Origin of the sequence: Pseudomonas sp. lyk4-TYG-107 (assembly GCF_030209055.1) — a bacterium.
Lineage (GTDB): Bacteria > Pseudomonadota > Gammaproteobacteria > Pseudomonadales > Pseudomonadaceae > Aquipseudomonas > Aquipseudomonas putida_A.
In genome coordinates this window covers 1-16,324 of sequence record NZ_JARVST010000011.1, presented here as the reverse complement: position 1 = coordinate 16,324, position 16,324 = coordinate 1, and the positions used below count along the sequence as shown (strand labels likewise).

Genomic DNA, 16,324 nt, shown 5'->3' with positions numbered 1-16,324 from the left:
TTCAGCCTGACAAAAGTTTCAGATTTGTCCGCTGCTGAACGCCACCACCGGCATCTGCCGCTGCATCAGCACCTTGCCGCCACGAATCGAATACAGCGGCAGGCCCTGGCTGCGGATCACTTCGTAGTCGCTGTCCGCCGACAGAATCAGCAGGTTCGCCGGGCGCCCCTCTACCAGGCCATAACGCTCGCCCAGGTGCATGGCCTTGGCGCTGTTGTCGGTGACCAGGTCCAGCGCGTTCTGCAGGTTGCGGTAACCGAGCATGTGGCAGATGTGCAACCCGGCTTCCAGCACCCGCAGGATGTTGCCGTTGCCTAGCGGATACCAAGGATCGACGATCGAATCCTGGCCAAAACACACGTTCATCCCGGCTTCAAGCAATTCATTCACGCGCGTCACGCCACGGCGTTTCGGGAAGTTGTCGAAGCGCCCCTGCAGGTGAATGCTTTCGGTCGGGCACGAGACGAAACTGATCCCGGAATGCCCGAGCAGGCGGAACAGTTTGGCGCAGTAAGCGTTGTCGTAAGAACCCATTGCCGTGGTGTGGCTGGCGGTGACCCGCGCGCCCATGTCGCGGCTGCGCGCCTCTTCGGCGAGCACCTCAAGAAAGCGCGAGTGCGGGTCGTCGGTCTCGTCGCAATGCACATCGACCAGGCACCCGGTGCGCTCGGCCAGATCCATCAGAAACTTCACCGAACTGACGCCCTGATCACGGGTGTACTCGAAATGCGGAATGCCGCCGACCACATCGGCGCCCATGCGAATCGCTTCTTCCATCAGCTCGCGACCGTTGCGGAACGACTCGATGCCTTCCTGCGGGAACGCGACGATTTGCAGATTGATCAGGTGCCGGGATTCTTCGCGGACTTCGAGCATCGCCTTGAGCGCGGTGAGTTGCGGATCGGTGACGTCGACGTGGGTGCGCACGTGCTGGATGCCGTGTGCGGCCAGGGCCTGGATGGTCTTTTTCGCGCGGGTCTTGGTGTCTTCTTCGGTGATGGTGACTTTGCGCTCACCCCAGCACTCGATGCCCTCGAACAGCGTGCCGCTCATGTTCCAGCGCGGCTCGCCAGCGGTCAGCGTGGCGTCGAGGTGGATGTGCGGCTCGACGAAGGGCGGCACCACCAGATTGCCGCCGGCATCGAGGTCACCGGGGTTCAGGGTCGGGGCTTCGGTCTGGCGGCCGATGCTGCGGATCAGGCCGTCTTCCAGGTGCAATTCGTGCAAACCGTCCTGGTTGCGCAGTCGGGCGTTGATGATGTGCATCAGGCGAATCCTTCTTATAGGTCTGGTAGTGGCGCACTGGCGCGACGGGCGCCGAGCAGGCTGGTGACGATGACATACGTTAGCGCGGCGGCGGCAATCCCTACCAGCGGCGCGACCCACGGCGAGTGGAACGCAGTGAGCGTGCCGACCGCGTAAGCCCCCAGTCCCGGCCAGTTGAACGCCGGCAGCCGTGCGTCGGCCAGACGCGGATAGCGCCCGCGCCAGCGGAAGAAAAAGTCGGCCATGATCACCCCGCCAATCGGCGGAATCACCGTGCCCAGCAGAATCAGGTACGGCACCAGCATGTCGTACATGCCCAGCAGGGCGAGCAGGGTGCCGATTACCGCGCCGGCCAGGGTCACGGTTTTGCGTCGGCCGGTGCGCAGCAGGTTGCAGCCGGCGACGGCGAAGTTGTAGATGGTGTTGTCCTGGGTGCTCCAGATATTCAGTAGCAGCATGGCCATTGCGGCCATGGCGAAACCTTGCAGCAGCAACACTTCAACCACGTCGGGCTGCTGATAGACGATCGCGCCGTAGGCACCGATCAGCACCATCAAGCCATTGCCGATGAAAAATCCGATCAGGCTCGCCAGCACGGCAACCCGTGCCGAGCGCGAGAAGCGGGTCCAGTTGGTCGCCTGGGTCGCGCCGCTGACGAAGGTGCCGAACACCAGCGTGATCGCGGTCGACCAGTCCAGCGAACCCGTCGGCACCACGCTGAGCAAACCATCGAGGCCACCGACTTTTACCGTCGCGACCCACATCGACAGCATCAACAGCAACATCATCGCCGGCACCGCGATGTACGACAGGATCTCCAGGCCGCGATAACCGACATACGCCGTGGCGCAGAACACCAGGCCGAACAGCACCATCAAGCCGAGCACTGTGCCTTGCCCCAGATCGAAGTATTTGCCGAGGACCACGGCGGCGGTCGCAGTGCCCCAGGCGTACCAGCCGATCTGGGTGAAACCGAGGATCAGGTCGCTGAGCTTGCTGCCGACTTCGCCAAAACAGAAGCGCCCCATCAGCACGGAGTTAAGTCCGCTCTTGAAGGCGATATAACCGAGGCCCGCCGCATACAGACCGAGCAGCAGGTTACCGACGATGATCACCGCCAGCATCTCGCCAAAACTGAAGGTGACCCCAAGCTTGCCGCCGGCAAACATGGTTGCGGTGAAGAAGGTGAAACCCAGCAGCACCATGGCGGTCGAGGCCAGACCTTTTCGCGCGTGCATCGGGACTTCGCTGAGGGGGTAATCGTTGCCGGGATCGTTCTGCGTCATGGGGCGTTCCTTGCTGAAGAGGGGGGGGACGCGAAGCAGATTGCAGTGGTCGTGCCAAATCCGGTTGGCGCGGGTTATGTATAGACGAGGCGCATGGATTGGCGCGAAAGCGGTGCAACTGAATGCACCCGAGCACAATGTGGGAGCGAGCCTGCTCGCGAAGGCGGCGTGTCAGGCGACATTTGCAATGGCTGGTATTCCGCTTTCGCGAGCAGGCTCGCTCCCACAAGGGATGGGTGTTGGGTCAGAGGAATCTGAGCAGGGCGGCGACGATCGCTTCCGGGGCGTCCTCCTGGACCAGGTGGCCGGCGTTGGCGATTGGGTGAAATTGCGAACCGGGGATCATCTGGTGCAACGCCCGACCCCGCTCGATGGGAATCCACTGATCGGCTTCACCCCAGAGAATCTGCACCGGGCAGCGGATGCTCGGGTACAGCGGTTCGGCCTCGCGGGTGTAGCGCTCGTCCATCTGCGCGATCTGCCGATAGAACGCCGCTTGCCCCGGATCGCCGAGCCACGGTTGCACGTAGGGCGCCAGTTCAGCGTCGGGGATGTCGCGGTGAATCGCCCCGCGAATGTAAGTCGGGACGATCGCGCGCTGGATGTAATCGGGCAGGCCGCTGAACGCCGTTTCATGCTGGCGCACATGCTGCACGAACGGCGATCCCCATGGCGTCAGCGCCACCGGATCGATCAGCGTCAGGCTGCGGTAGTCCTTGCCATTGAGCAAATGCGTGCGCAACGCGGTGGCGCCGCCGAAGTCATGGGCGACCACGTCCGGGCGCTGGATGTTCCAGTGATCGAGCAACTGCGCGAGCAGTTGATTCTGCACCCCGAGGGAAACATCGGCATCCGGTTGTGCGGAGCGCCCGTAACCCAGCAGGTCGAAATAATGCACCCGGTGACTGGCAAAGAAATGCGGCGCGATGCGGTGCCACACATACGATGAAAACGGCGTGCCATGCACGAACACCAGTGGCGGGCCATCACCGCGCACGGCGTGGCGCACCGGATGCCCGTTGAAATCGAAGACCTGATCCAGCAACCAGTCCGTCATCGACCTGTCCTCTTGGCGGGGTTGAGCCAAAAAGCATAGGCATAAAAAAACAGCCGTGAAGGCTGTTCTCTATTTTCCTGACAAACACCGATCCTTTGTAGGAGTGAGCCTGCTCGCGATAGCGTCGGCACATCCGAAATCAATGTGTCTGACAAACCGCTATCGCGAGCAGGCTCACTCCTACAGGGGGATTTGTGTTGGATCACTCACCGCGATAGATGCAACCGCTGGTGCAGGTCTCGTGAATGCGGATCGCGCTGAGTTCCGGCAGCAGCGGCTTCATTTCATTCCAGATGAATTTGGCCAGGACTTCGCTGGTCGGGTTTTCCAGGCCAGGAATGTCATTCAGGTAGTTGTGATCCAGACGCTCGTACAGCGGCTTGAAAATCGCCTTGATCTCGGAGAAGTCGCGGATCCAGCCGGTGTGCGGATCGAGGTCGCCGCTCAGGTGAATCGCCACCTTGAACGAGTGACCGTGCAGGCGTCCGCACTTGTGGCCGTCCGGTACGTGCGGCAGGCGGTGGGCGGATTCGAAAGTAAATTCCTTGAAGATTTCCACAGTATTTTCGGCTCTGTTCAGGTGGCGTTCGCCGCAGCGATTCGGGCAGGCGGCGAGTTTACCAGCTTGTGTTTGGCGATGCGGGAAAACACTGACTAAAGGGTCAGCAAGCGCTCGGCGAGGCGACCATTGGCAGCCAGTTCAAGAAACTCGTCACCGAGACGGCGGCTTTCGTCCATCGCCGCGTGCCAGTATTTCTGCCGACTCGGCGCATCGCCCATGAAGCGCTTGAAGTCGTTACGGTCGGGCAGTTTGCCGTAGGGCAGGCGCGCCAGATATTCCTTCGATGGTGCCAGCAACAGCACGTCCTGCAAGCGCTCCACCGAGGCGCGGCGCCACGGCAGGGTCTTGTCGAACCAGCCCGGAATCACCCGGTCGGTGAAGTGCGGATAGAGCACGATGCCGTCGCCGCTGTAGGGCAGGTCGAGGTGATAGTCGAGCAGGCCGCCGTCGCGAAAGGTGCCGGCACCGGCGCCCGGCAGGTCACGTACGCCTTCCATGACCATCGGGATCGACCCCGAGGCCAGCAGCGCCTGCCGCAGGTTGCCGGCGTTGAGGGCGACGAAGCGCGACGGGAAGTCATTCAGCGCATTCACCGGCGGGGCGAGGCGTGGGTCGTGAATGATCAGGCGCTCAAAGTGCCGCGACAGCCGCGCGCGACCGCGCAGGTTATCGGCAATCACCGAGCCCAGCGCCATACCGAGGCGGCCGCGATGGTCATCGGCCAGGCGTCCGTGGCTTTTCACCACCATGATGTTCAGGCGGTAGTCGGCATTGTTGAGGATGCTGGCGTCGCGGCCGTCGAGCAGGTCATTGAGCATGCGCTGCGAGCTCGCGCTGATCTCGGCCATGGTCACGCCTTTGTTGAAGTTCTGCTCGGCATACAACTGGCCGAGGCGGCGAATGCCTTCGGCGGCATCCGGCAGGCAGGCGCTGGCGAAGCGCCAGGAGCCGACCGACGCACCGATCAGCGAGCGCTCACGCGGCGCGCTCGGCAGCCACTCACCGAACAACGCCAGGTCCAGCCCTTGAATCCCCAATGCCTTCGGCCCACCAGCCGCACCGGGCAGGGTGCCGACGTCAGCGGCGTTCAGGCCTTGGGCACGAATGCGCGCCATGGCCCGTGGGCCGGCCTTGAGGGTAAGGGCAGGGAACTTGATGTGGATGGCAGTCATACCGGTCTCGATCGTTAGCAAGCTTTGGATTATAGGCGCACTACTTGACCCTGTGGGAGCGGGCTTGCTCGCGAAAGCGGTGTGTCAGTCGCCATCATTATTGCTGACCAGCCGCCTTCGCGAGCAAGCCCGCTCCCACAGGGTTTTGCATGAATCTGCAAATGAGGTTGGTGTCAGGGGCAATGATGGCAATTCAGTTTCAGTTAAGTTCGCACCGCTATGGTGCCCACCGTAGCTGCACATAAAAACACGGAGACACCCATGAAAACCCTGACTGCCCTGTCCATTGCCTCGATCATCGGCCTGACCGCCAGCCTCGCCCACGCCCGCGATCTTGGCCCCGATGAAGCCCTGCGCCTGCGCGACGCTGGTACTATCGTCTCCTTCGAGAAGCTCAACGCCACGGCGCTGGCCAGACACCCGGGCTCGACCATCACCGAAACCGAGCTGGAAGAGGAGTACGGCAAGTACGTCTACCAGGTCGAAATGCGTGATCCGCAAGGGCTGGAGTGGGATCTGGAATTAGACGCGGTCACTGGGCAGGTTCTCAAGGATCATCAGGATACGTAATGAAGGTTAATGTTCGCGCCACCAGCCGCACGGCGTTGGCGCTTGTGATTGTTTGCTCGGCGGCGATGGCCCGCGACCTCGATCAGGACGAAGCGCTGAAGCTGCGTCAGCAGGGCGTGATCCTGCCGCTGGAGCAGGTGCTGCAACAGGCGCTGGATCGCTATCCGGGGGCCAAACTGCTGGAGGTCGAGCTGGAGGAAAAGCACGACGTCTATGTTTATGAAGTCGAGCTGCTGACGGTCGAGGGCGTGGCGCGCGAGCTGCATCTGAAAGCCGATACCGGCCAATTACTCAAAGACAAGGAAGATTGACCGATGCGTTTGCTTCTGGTGGAAGACCACGTGCCGCTCGCCGACGAACTGATCGCCGGCCTGCAGCGCCAAGGCTACGCGGTGGACTGGCTGGCGGACGGACGCGATGCGGTCTATCAGGGCAGCAGCGAGCCCTATGACCTGATCATTCTCGACCTCGGTCTGCCCGGCGTTCCCGGGCTGGAGGTGCTGGCGCAATGGCGTGCCGGTGGCCTGTCGACCCCGGTGCTGATCCTCACCGCCCGCGATTCCTGGGCCGAGCGCATCGAAGGCCTGAAGGCCGGCGCCGACGATTACCTGACCAAACCGTTTCATCCCGAAGAGCTGCATTTGCGGGTGCAGTCGTTGCTGCGTCGCTCCAAGGGCCAGGCCAATCAGCCGACGCTCAAGGCGGCCGGCCTGCATCTGGACGAAGGTCGCCAGTGCGTGATTCGCGACGGCAGCGAGATTCAGCTGACCGCCGCCGAATTCCGCTTGCTGCGCTATTTCATGCTGCACCCGGAACAGATCCTGTCGAAAACCCACCTCGCCGAGCACCTCTATGACGGCGAGACCGAGCGTGATTCCAACGTCCTCGAAGTTCACGTCAACCACCTGCGGCGCAAGCTGGGTAAAGCGGTGATCGAAACCCGCCGCGGCCAGGGTTACCTGTTCGGCGGACAAGCTTCGTGAGGTCGATCCAGCGCCGCTTGAGCCTGGGGTTGATCAGCGTGATGGTGATCGTCGGCCTGGTGCTGGCGCAAACCAGTCTGTGGTTGTTCGAAGTCGGGTTGCAGCGTTACCTCGAGGCCGGTCTGCGCAACGACAGCGAAAGCCTGCTGGTGGCACTGGTGCGTGGCCCGCAAGGTTTGCAACTGGATGAGCGGCATCTGTCGCCGGCCTATCAGCGACCGTTTTCCGGGCATTACTTCCGCATCGATTTTGCCGACAGCCACTGGCGCTCGCGTTCGCTGTGGGATCAGGATCTGCCGCTGCTGGAGCACCCGGGTTTGCACAGCAACCTGCAACTGGGGCCGGACGGTCAGCAGTTGCTGGTATTGCGCTCGGACTATCGACGTCTGGGGCAGTCGATCTCGATCAGCGTCGCCCAGGATTACACCCCGGTGCGCGAGAGTTTCCAGCGCATGCGCCAGATCGGCCTCGGGCTGGGCCTGGCCGGTTTGCTGCTGATTCTGCTGCTGCAACGGCTGACGGTGCGCCGCGCGTTGAAGCCGCTGGAGCGGGCGCGCGAGCAGATCGCCCAGTTGCAGCAGGGCCAGCGCTCGCAACTGGACGATCAGGTGCCGGTGGAGCTGGAGCCGCTGGTGGCGCAGATCAACCATTTGCTCGCGCACACCGAGGACAGCCTCAAGCGCTCGCGCAATGCGCTGGGCAATCTGGGACATGCGCTGAAGACGCCGTTGGCGGTGCTTTTGAGTCTGGCGTCGAGCGAAAAACTCGATGCCCACCCGGAGCTGCGCAAGATCCTCAAGGAACAGTTGGAGCAGGTGCAACAGCGGCTCAATCGCGAGCTTAATCGCGCGCGGTTGTCAGGTGATGCGCTGCCCGGCGCGCTGTTTGATTGTGACGCGGAACTGCCGGGATTGCTGGCAACGCTGAACATGATCCACGGCGAGCATCTGGCGTTGAGTTACGTCGCGCCGCCGGGGCTGCAACTGCCGTGGGATCGCGAGGACTTGCTGGAACTGCTCGGCAATTTGCTGGACAACGCCTGCAAATGGGCGGACGCCGAGGTGCGTCTGAGTGTGATCGAACGTACTGACGGTTACGCCCTGGGCGTTGAAGATGACGGGCCGGGAATTCCTGAAGAGCAACGCACTCAGGTGTTCAGTCGTGGCACGCGGCTCGATGAGCAGACCGACGGGCATGGTCTGGGGCTGGGGATTGTGCGCGATATTGTCGAGACGTGGGGCGGGTTGCTGGTATTGGGCGAGAGTGAGTGGGGCGGGCTGAAGGTGGTGATCGAGTTGCCTAAACGCTGATCTCCCCAACACCACCAATCCCCTGTGGGAGCGAGCCTGCTCGCGAATGCGCTGGATCAGACACATCATCGCTGACTGACATACCGCTTTCGCGAGCAGGCTCGCTCCCACATTGGGTTTGGCAATGGGCTGTCAGACCCGGAACTGATCCATCAGACTCTGCTGTTGATTCGCCAGGCTGTTCAGCGACTGGCTCACCCGCGCCGACTCATTGGCCTGTCCGGACAGCGATTCGGTCACGTCACGAATGGTCGCGACGTTGTTGTTGATCTCCTCGGCCACTGCGCTCTGTTCTTCCGCCGCGCTGGCGATCTGCAGGTTCATGTCGCTGATCACCGTCACTGCATCGCCGATCTGGCGCAGTGCGGTCACCGCTTGCCCGACCTGTTCGACACTGCCCTGCGCCTGACGATGGCTGTTGCCCATCGACCCCACCACATCCTGGGTACCGGTCTGCAATTGCTCGATGACCTGACGGGTTTCTTCCACCGACTCCTGCGTGCGGCGGGCAAGGTTGCGCACTTCGTCGGCGACCACGGCAAAACCACGCCCGGCTTCACCGGCACGCGCTGCTTCGATCGCCGCGTTGAGCGCCAACAGGTTGGTCTGTTCGGCGATGGCGCGGATGGTTTCCAGCACGGTGCCGATCTTCTCGCTGTTGGCAGCCAAGCCTTCGACCTGAACCATCGCCGCGCTCATGTCGGCGGCGAGGGTGTCGATACTCGCGGTAGTGCGGTCGATCACGGTCAGGCCCTGGCGGGTGGCGCGGTCGGCGTCCTTGGCCGCTTCGGCGGCTTGCGCGGCGCTGCGTGCGACGTCCTGCGCGGTGGCGCTCATTTCGTGGGAGGCGGTGGCGACCTGATCGACCTGACGGTATTGCTGCTCCATGCCGGCGCTGGTCTGGGTGGCGATGGCCGAGGACTGGTCGGCGGTGTTGCGCGCGTCCTGCACCGAGCGTTTCACTTCGGCGATGATCGGCTGCAACTTGTCGAGGAACTTGTTGAACCAGCCGGCCAGTTGACCGAGTTCATCTTTCTTGTCATACGCCAGACGGCGGGTCAGATCACCTTCACCACTGGCAATGTCTTCGAGCATGTGTGCCACGCCGAGGATCGGTTTGGTCACGCTGCGCGCCATCAGCCACACCAGCAGCAGGCCGACCAATGCCGCCAGCACGCCGAGGCTCAGCTCGATCAGGGTGCCGGAGTTGTTGCTCGCATCCAGTTGCTGCTTGAGCGCTTCGGCGCGGCTGACCAGCACCTTTTCCGGCACGTCGAGCAACACGCCCCACGACGGGCCGCCGGGGATCGGCTGGAACGGCGACAGCACTTTCAACTGGCCGTTGCTGTGCAGGCTGCTGACGCTGCTGCTGGCGGCGAGTTGACGCAGCAGTTCGGCGCCGTTGACGGTATCCACGGCATCCAGGCGCTTGCTCAGTTTGCTCGCATCCGGGCTGTAACCGGCGAGCAGGCCGGTGGGGCTGATGATGCTCACGGCGGTCTGGCCGTCGTAGAGTTTTTTGCTCGCGCCCTGGCTGATCGCCTGCAGGCTGTTGAGGTTGATGTCCACCGACAGCGAGGCGATGACTTTGCCGTTGACCATCAGCGGGAAGACGATGCTGGTCATCAGCACGTTCTGGCCGTCGATCACATAGAAGTACGGCTCGATCACGCACGGCTTGAGCGTGGTGCGCGGACAGGTGAACCAGGCGTTGGCCGCCTGACCGCTGGGGCCGGTGCTGGTGTCGACCATGTCGCTTTCCGGCAGGGCCATCGAGGTGACTTTGCCGGGAGTCGGCTGCGACCAGTACAGGGCGAAGCGGCCCTTGTCGTTGCTGCCCAGTTCGGCCTGACCGGCGAACAGTTCATCCTTGCCATCCAAGGCGTTGGCTTCGAACACCAGTGACAGACCGAGCAGGTCCGGGTTGGCCTGCAGCGCGGACTTGACCTGACGGGTCATGTCTTCGCGCAGGTCGAAGGCATCGAGGAAGCGCTTCTCGGCCTGCTCGCGCAGGAATAGCACCTGCCGCGAGAAGCCGTGGCCATATTGATAGGCGTCCATGAACTGCTGGCGAATCCCGGCAGCCTGCACCTCACCCTGCGACTCAATGCGCGCCTGGGCCGACTCGGTCAGCATCTCCATGCTCGAAGCCTTCACCAGCTCGGAGCTGTGCTCCATGCGATACAGCGAAAGACCCACCAGCAGGGTCACGATGCCCGCCAGGCACAGTCCGGCGAGCAGGGTGATTTTCCATTGAATGGAAAGTTGTCTGAGCGACATGGAGACGTCCTTATTCGATAAATATCTGAGACTTTGCACTGTAACGGCCGCGTTTCGGCTTTCTTTATTGTTCAAGCGCAATATGACCAATTGCCGCATGCTGGCGATCAGATACCTGTGGTGAGGGGATTTATCCCCGATGGGTGGCGAAGCCGCCCTCACAATTGTTCAGAGAAATTGCATAGTCAGGTTTGGCGACTGCTGCGCAGCCGATCGGGGATAAATCCCCTCGCCACACGGTTCTCCATTGCCCGTTACATTGATCTCCTTACCGCAGGGTTCTGCATTGCCAGTTACATTTCAGTTCAGCCGCTCGCTTTGACACCGCCGCCACTCTGCGGCACAGTGCGCGCCCTTCTAATAAGACCCTCTTTGCAAATCCGCCGGTGCTCCGTGGGCGGACTCATCCTGTCTGGCGGTGATGATTTCATCGCAGTGTTTTTGAGGTAGTGAAATGAATGCAGTGATTGCTGCGGTCGGCGTCATGCTGATCCTCAGCCTGTCCCGCGTGCATGTGGTGATCGCCCTGATCGTCGGTGCGCTGGTCGGTGGCCTGACCGGTGGTCTGGGCATCGACGCCACGCTCAAGGCGTTCAACAGCGGTCTGGGTGGCGGGGCGACGGTGGCGTTGTCCTACGCGTTGCTCGGCGCTTTCGCCGTGGCGATTGCCAAGTCCGGCCTGGCCCATGCGCTGGCCGACAAGGCCCTGGCGATGGTCGATCGTCAGCATTCGACCGGCGGCGGCAGCGTCAAGTGGCTGCTGATCGGCCTGCTGTGGGTGGTGGCTATTGCCTCGCAGAACATCCTGCCGATCCACATTGCCTTCATTCCGCTGCTGGTGCCGCCACTGTTATATGTGCTGACCAAGTTGCAGCTGGATCGCCGGCTGATCGCCTGCGTCATGACCTTCGGCCTGATCACCCCGTACATGGTGTTCCCGGTGGGTTTCGGCAACATCTTCCTCAACCAGATCCTGCTGGCCAACGTCAGCAAGGCCGGGGTCGATATCAGCCAGATCAACGTCATGCACGCCATGGCGATTCCGGCCCTGGGCATGGTCTTCGGCCTGTTGCTGGCGGTGTTTTTCAGCTATCGGAAAAAGCGTGTTTACGATCTGGAGAAAATCGAGCAGGTCGAGCAAGTCAGCGTCGCCTACAACCCGAAGACCATTGGCATTGCCGGTCTGGCGATTGCCGCCGCGTTCATCATTCAGTTGCTGCTGGATTCGATGATTATCGGCGCACTGGCCGGGTTCCTGATCTTCTCGGCCTCGGGCATCGTCAAGTGGCGTGAGACCGACGACCTGTTCACCGAAGGCATGAAGATGATGGCGATGATCGGCTTCATCATGATCTCCGCCTCGGGCTTCGCCGAAGTGCTCAAAGCCACCGGCGAAGTGCGCTCGCTGGTGGAAAGCGCGGCGGCGTGGATCGATCACAGCCAAGCAATCGGTGCGCTGTTGATGCTGCTGGTGGGCCTGATGGTGACCATCGGTATCGGCTCGTCGTTTTCCACGGTGCCGATTCTGGCGGCGATTTTCGTGCCGCTGTGCGTGCAACTGGGCTTCAGCCCGATGGCCATCGTGTGCATCGTCGGCACCGCCGGGGCATTGGGCGACACCGGCTCGCCGGCCTCGGACTCGACGCTGGGCCCGACCTCGGGTCTGAACGTCGATGGCCAGCATCACCACATCTGGGACACCGTGGTTCCGACCTTCCTGCACTACAACCTGCCGCTGCTGGCGTTCGGTTGGGTGGCGGCGATGGTCCTCTGACACCCTGAGAACTGTGGGAGCTGGCTTGCCAGCGAAGGCGTCGGCACATTCAATATTTATGTGGCTGACACACCGCCATCGCGGGCAAGCCCGCTCCCACAGGGAGATACAGTGTCTGCAGACTCAACTTTTGCTTTTGCGTGCCGTTAACGCCTTTAACCACGCCAATAAAACCAAAAGAGTGAGCCCCCCCAATGCGCTTGAGTCTCAAGGCCAAAGTCCTGTCCCTTGCCGTCCTGCCGGTGCTGCTCTTCGCGCTGGTCATCAGCCTGACCACGCTGTTTATCCTCCAGCAACAGGCGCACACCGAGGTCGAGCAGACCCGCGAGCGCCTGCTCGCCGACGCCAAGGCCACGCTGCAAAGTTACGTCGCCGTGGCCATGACCACGATCAAACCGCTGTACGACGCAGCCGCCCCCGGTGACAACGCGGCGCGGGCGCAGGCGATCAAGTTGCTCTCGGGCATCCGCTACGGCAAGGACGGCTACTTCTTCGGCTACGACTCCGAGACCGTGCGCCTGTTCAAGGCCAACGATCCTGAAGGCGTGGGCAAAAGCTTCAAGGACAACCGTGACCCCAACGGCGTCTACGTCAACCTCGGCCTGGTGAAAGTGGCGAAGGACGGCACCCACTATCTGCAATACAGCTCGCCGCTGCCGGGCAATGCCAACGTGCTGGTGCCGAAACTCGGCTACACCGAGTACCTGGCGAAGTGGGACATGGCGGTCGGTACCTCGGTCAACCTCGACGGCATTGAAGCGCAAGTGGCAGTGGTCGAGGCGCAAGTGCAGGAGCGCATGCAAGGCGTGATCCTCAGTATCGTCGGCGTGGCGGTGCTGGTGCTGTTGGTGATTGCCATCGCGGGGATGCTGTTGGCCAACACCATTCTGCGGCCGTTGAACCTGATGAAAGCCAACCTCGACGACATCGCGGCGGGCGAGGGCGATCTCACCCGCCGGTTGAACATCACCAGCCAGGACGAACTGGGCGAACTGGCCGGCTCGTTCAACCGCTTCGTCGACAAGATCCACGGTCTGGTGCGGCAGATCACCGAGATGACCACGCAACTCACCGGCCTGGTGACCCAGGTTTCCGATCAGGCTCAGCGTTCCGATCAGGCGATGGAGCGTCAGCGCCACGAGACCGATCAGGTCGCTACGGCGATCAACCAGATGTCCGCCGCCGCCCAGGAAGTTGCCAAGAGCGCGCAGAACGCCGCGGTCGCCGCGCAGCAGACCGATGAAGAAGGGCAGAGCGCCAAACGCGTGGTGGCCGGCAGCATCAAACAGATTCATGCGCTGGTGGATGACATTCGCAGCAGCGGCGTGTCGCTCGACAGCCTGCAGCAGGACGTGTCGTCGATTGTCGGCGTGCTCGGGGTGATTCGTTCGATTGCCGAGCAGACCAATCTGCTGGCACTGAACGCGGCGATTGAAGCGGCGCGCGCCGGGGAGGCCGGGCGCGGTTTTGCGGTGGTGGCGGACGAAGTGCGGGCACTGGCCAGCCGCACGCAGATCAGCACCCAGGAAATTCAGGGCATGATCGATCGCCTGCAAGCGGGTACGCAGTCGGCGGTCGAGGCGATGCGCCGTTCCAGTGAAGCGGGCGATGGCACTTCGGCGCAGGCCAATCAGGCCGGGGCGTCGCTGGATGCCATGGCTGACCTGATCGCGACGATCAACTCGATGAACGCGCAGATCGCCAGTGCTGCCGAGGAACAAACGGCAGTGGCCGAAGAGATCAACCGCAGCGTGCATCAGATCGCGGTGGCGGTGGACAGCGTGGCGGACGAGACGCAACTGGGGGCGCAGACTTCGCGCAGTCTGGCAGAGCTTGGGCAGCGGTTGGGCAAGCTGGTGGGCCAGTTCCGCATTTAAAAAGTCTGTAAAACCTCATTGTGGGAGCGGGCTTGCTCGCGAAGGCGTCATGTCAGTCAGTATTCTTGTATCTGACACACCGCCTTCGCGAGCAAGCCCGCTCCCACATTGGGTTTCGTGTAGGGCTTAGGGTCTGTCCCAGTACGGGATTTCGCCAAAGCACTCGATGAAGAAATCAATCACCGTCCGCACCTTCACCGACAACCTTCGACTCCCCGGCCACAGCACTGCGATCTGCTGCGGCTCCAGGCTGTTCGACACCTGATATTCGCCCAGCACTGGCACCAGCGTGCCTTCGCGCACCGCCTCACCAATCAGCCAGGACGGAAACATCACCAACCCCAGGCCTTGCTCGGCGGCCTGGGTGAGGGTGTCGGCGTGGTTGCCAGTGATCGGGCCTTTGACCGAGTAAGGCGTCCAGTCGCCCTGATCCTTACGGAAAAACCAGCGTTGCTGACCGGTCGCACCTTTGTAGGCCAGGCACTGGTGTTGCGCGAGTTCGTCGGGATGCTGCGGCGTGCCGTGACGTTTCAGGTAAGCCGGGCTGGCCGCGACCTGAAAGCGGTGCGGCGCGAGAATCCGCGCCTGCATGCTCGAGTCGTGCATCGGGCCGATGCGAAACAGCAGGTCGGCGCCTTCCTGCAACGGGTCGACGTAATGGTCAGTCTGCTGGATGTCCAGTTGCAGCTTTGGATAGCGCGCGCACAACTGACCGAGCCACGGCGTCAGATGACGTTGGCCGAACACCACCGGTGCGTTGATCCGCACCAGTCCGGTGGGTTCGCTTTGCTGCTCCTGCAACTCCTGCTCGGCTTCCTCCAGTTGCACCAGCACCAGCCGCGCATGGTGGCCGAGCATGCGCCCGGCTTCGGTCGGGGTGACAGCGCGGGTGTGGCGGTAGAGCAATTGCTGGTTCAGCGCCTGCTCCATCAACTGGATCTGCCGCGAGATCGAAGAGGGCGCCACGCCCTCGCGCCGGGCGACTTCGGAAAAACTGCCGTGGTCGAGCACCGCCACAAACAGCCTCAGCGCCTTGAATCCCAGTTCGTTCAGCCCGTGCATGGATCTTCCTGCTGTGCGAGTTGCGCAAAAGTGTTGTCCGGATGCTCCCATTTATCGCACAGCTACGCCAGCCGATAATCCGCGCCATCGTTTACTTGCGTGGGTTTTGGATGATGCAGACATTGGATGAAGTGAGTGTGCCGGCGCCGGCGCCCCGGTCGTGGTTGCGCCTGTTGTTGCTGCCGCTGGTGATTCTGGCCGGCATGGGCCTGTCGGTGGAGGCCGGGTTACTGGGGCCGCTGGGGGAGCAGGTCGGGCATCTGTGGGCGACCTTGAGCATCTTCGGCGTGGGTTCGGCGATTCTGTTTTTGCTGCTGTTGTTCGCCGGCCCGCAGAAAGGCCCGGCGCTGACCGATCTGCCGCGCTGGCAATTGATCGGCGGCTTTCTCGGGCCGATGTACGTGGTGGTGCTGACCCTGGCGACGCCGCATATCGGCATCGCGATGACGATGATCGCGATTTTGTCCGGGCAGGTCGGCAAGAGTGTGCTGATCGACCATTTCGGCTGGTTCGGCGCGACGCGCAAGAAGGTCAATGCCGAGCGGTGGCTGGCGTTGGGGTTGATAGTGGTGGCATTGGTTCTGATTGCGCGGGGTTGAGAATATGAGTCTGGTTATTTTGTTGGCAGTGGTGGTGTTGGCTGGCGCGGTGTTGAGTGTGCAGGCGGCGATCAATGGGCGCCTCGGTGAAAGCGTCGGGGTATTGCGCAGCAGTTTGCTGACGTTTTTCGTCGGGGCTGTGGTCACCGGATTGTTGATTGTGTTTTTTGAACCGGCGCATGCGGTGAGTTTGCTCGATGTGCCGAAGTGGCAGGTCTGCGGGGCGTTGTTCGGCGTGGTTTACATGATGGTCATGGTTGGCGCGGTGCCTGTTGTGGGGACTGCGGTGGCGACTGTTGCGGTGATTGTCGGGCAACTGGGGATGGGGATGTTGATCGACAATTTTGGCTGGCTGGGGAATCCGGCGATCGAGCTTTCGTCCTCGCGGGTGTTGGCGATGGTGTGTCTGGGGTTGGCTTTGGTCTTTATGTATCGGAGCAGTGTTCGCGGTTCTGATTGAGTTTTGGGTGTATATCCGTTGCTGCGGTTATGGCTGCTTAGGGTTCCGCCCTTACGGCGGGTCACT

Annotated in this window: 15 protein-coding genes and 1 pseudogene; 8 read left to right on the top strand and 8 right to left on the bottom strand. The window is 62.1% G+C overall.

The genetic code is table 11. The features are described from left to right. Positions 1 to 18 precede the first annotated feature (18 nt). From codA to QRN61_RS10925, 5 genes are all read right to left on the bottom strand, one after another. Positions 19 to 1,266: a cytosine deaminase gene (codA, locus tag QRN61_RS10945; RefSeq protein ID WP_285373765.1), complete on the bottom strand. Its 1,248-nt coding sequence runs from the start codon at positions 1,264 to 1,266 to the stop codon at positions 19 to 21. A gap of 14 nt (positions 1,267 to 1,280) precedes the next feature. Continuing rightward, complete coding sequence (codB, locus tag QRN61_RS10940; protein WP_285373764.1) at positions 1,281 to 2,552, bottom strand: cytosine permease; 1,272 nt, start codon at positions 2,550 to 2,552, stop codon at positions 1,281 to 1,283. A 244-nt stretch (positions 2,553 to 2,796) separates the two neighbouring features. Continuing rightward, positions 2,797 to 3,609, bottom strand: coding sequence for an alpha/beta fold hydrolase (locus tag QRN61_RS10935; protein ID WP_115990272.1), 813 nt, complete (start codon positions 3,607 to 3,609; stop codon positions 2,797 to 2,799). A gap of 202 nt (positions 3,610 to 3,811) precedes the next feature. After that, positions 3,812 to 4,168 carry a 6-carboxytetrahydropterin synthase QueD gene (gene queD, locus QRN61_RS10930; RefSeq protein ID WP_003223505.1) on the bottom strand — a complete coding sequence of 119 codons (357 nt, stop codon included), beginning with the start codon at positions 4,166 to 4,168 and terminating at the stop codon, positions 3,812 to 3,814. A 95-nt stretch (positions 4,169 to 4,263) separates the two neighbouring features. Beyond that, positions 4,264 to 5,343, bottom strand: coding sequence for a patatin-like phospholipase family protein (locus QRN61_RS10925; RefSeq protein WP_115990271.1), 1,080 nt, complete (start codon positions 5,341 to 5,343; stop codon positions 4,264 to 4,266). Positions 5,344 to 5,604: 261 nt separating this feature from the next. Between QRN61_RS10925 and QRN61_RS10920 the strand changes: the two genes are divergently transcribed. The 4 genes from QRN61_RS10920 to QRN61_RS10905 are packed head-to-tail and all read left to right on the top strand — an operon-like array spanning position 5,605 to position 8,206. Next, entirely contained in the window at positions 5,605 to 5,913 is a 309-nt protein-coding gene (locus QRN61_RS10920; RefSeq protein WP_027614000.1) for a PepSY domain-containing protein, read from the top strand. Further along, the gene (locus tag QRN61_RS10915; RefSeq protein ID WP_027613999.1) at positions 5,913 to 6,224 is read left to right on the top strand and encodes a PepSY domain-containing protein; all 312 of its coding nucleotides are present in this window, start codon (positions 5,913 to 5,915) and stop codon (positions 6,222 to 6,224) included. The genes QRN61_RS10920 and QRN61_RS10915 overlap by 1 nt, the downstream gene beginning before the upstream one ends. 3 nt (positions 6,225 to 6,227) lie before the next feature. Further along, the gene (locus QRN61_RS10910) at positions 6,228 to 6,896 is read left to right on the top strand and encodes a response regulator transcription factor (RefSeq protein WP_003223514.1); all 669 of its coding nucleotides are present in this window, start codon (positions 6,228 to 6,230) and stop codon (positions 6,894 to 6,896) included. After that, entirely contained in the window at positions 6,893 to 8,206 is a 1,314-nt protein-coding gene (locus tag QRN61_RS10905) for a sensor histidine kinase (protein ID WP_096797134.1), read from the top strand. Before QRN61_RS10910 ends, QRN61_RS10905 begins: the two co-directional genes overlap by 4 nt. A gap of 132 nt (positions 8,207 to 8,338) precedes the next feature. Here the strand turns inward: QRN61_RS10905 and QRN61_RS27750 are convergent, their stop codons facing one another. Further along, positions 8,339 to 9,094 (bottom strand): methyl-accepting chemotaxis protein, encoded by a 756-nt coding sequence (locus QRN61_RS27750; protein WP_371262551.1) that lies wholly within the window; start codon positions 9,092 to 9,094, stop codon positions 8,339 to 8,341. Between the two features lie 102 nt (positions 9,095 to 9,196). Beyond that, positions 9,197 to 9,343 (bottom strand): annotated as a pseudogene (locus QRN61_RS27745) (HAMP domain-containing protein); the annotation flags it as partial. A gap of 1,597 nt (positions 9,344 to 10,940) precedes the next feature. Between QRN61_RS27745 and QRN61_RS10895 the strand changes: the two are divergent. Beyond that, positions 10,941 to 12,260 carry a Na+/H+ antiporter family protein gene (locus QRN61_RS10895; protein WP_115990270.1) on the top strand — a complete coding sequence of 440 codons (1,320 nt, stop codon included), beginning with the start codon at positions 10,941 to 10,943 and terminating at the stop codon, positions 12,258 to 12,260. A gap of 194 nt (positions 12,261 to 12,454) precedes the next feature. Then, positions 12,455 to 14,137: a methyl-accepting chemotaxis protein CtpM gene (gene ctpM, locus QRN61_RS10890; RefSeq protein WP_285373762.1), complete on the top strand. Its 1,683-nt coding sequence runs from the start codon at positions 12,455 to 12,457 to the stop codon at positions 14,135 to 14,137. Between the two features lie 126 nt (positions 14,138 to 14,263). On the opposite strand, the gene QRN61_RS10885 is transcribed toward ctpM, so the two are convergent. Continuing rightward, on the bottom strand, positions 14,264 to 15,199 hold the full coding sequence (locus QRN61_RS10885) for a LysR family transcriptional regulator (RefSeq protein ID WP_285373761.1): 936 nt from the start codon (positions 15,197 to 15,199) through the stop codon (positions 14,264 to 14,266). Between the two features lie 113 nt (positions 15,200 to 15,312). Here QRN61_RS10885 and QRN61_RS10880 point away from each other — a divergent pair, with 113 nt between their 5' ends. Both QRN61_RS10880 and QRN61_RS10875 read left to right on the top strand, forming a co-directional pair. Beyond that, positions 15,313 to 15,798, top strand: coding sequence for a DMT family transporter (locus tag QRN61_RS10880; RefSeq protein WP_285373781.1), 486 nt, complete (start codon positions 15,313 to 15,315; stop codon positions 15,796 to 15,798). Positions 15,799 to 15,802: 4 nt separating this feature from the next. Continuing rightward, positions 15,803 to 16,258, top strand: coding sequence for a DMT family transporter (locus QRN61_RS10875; RefSeq protein ID WP_027614318.1), 456 nt, complete (start codon positions 15,803 to 15,805; stop codon positions 16,256 to 16,258). The last annotated feature ends 66 nt before the right edge of the window (positions 16,259 to 16,324 follow it).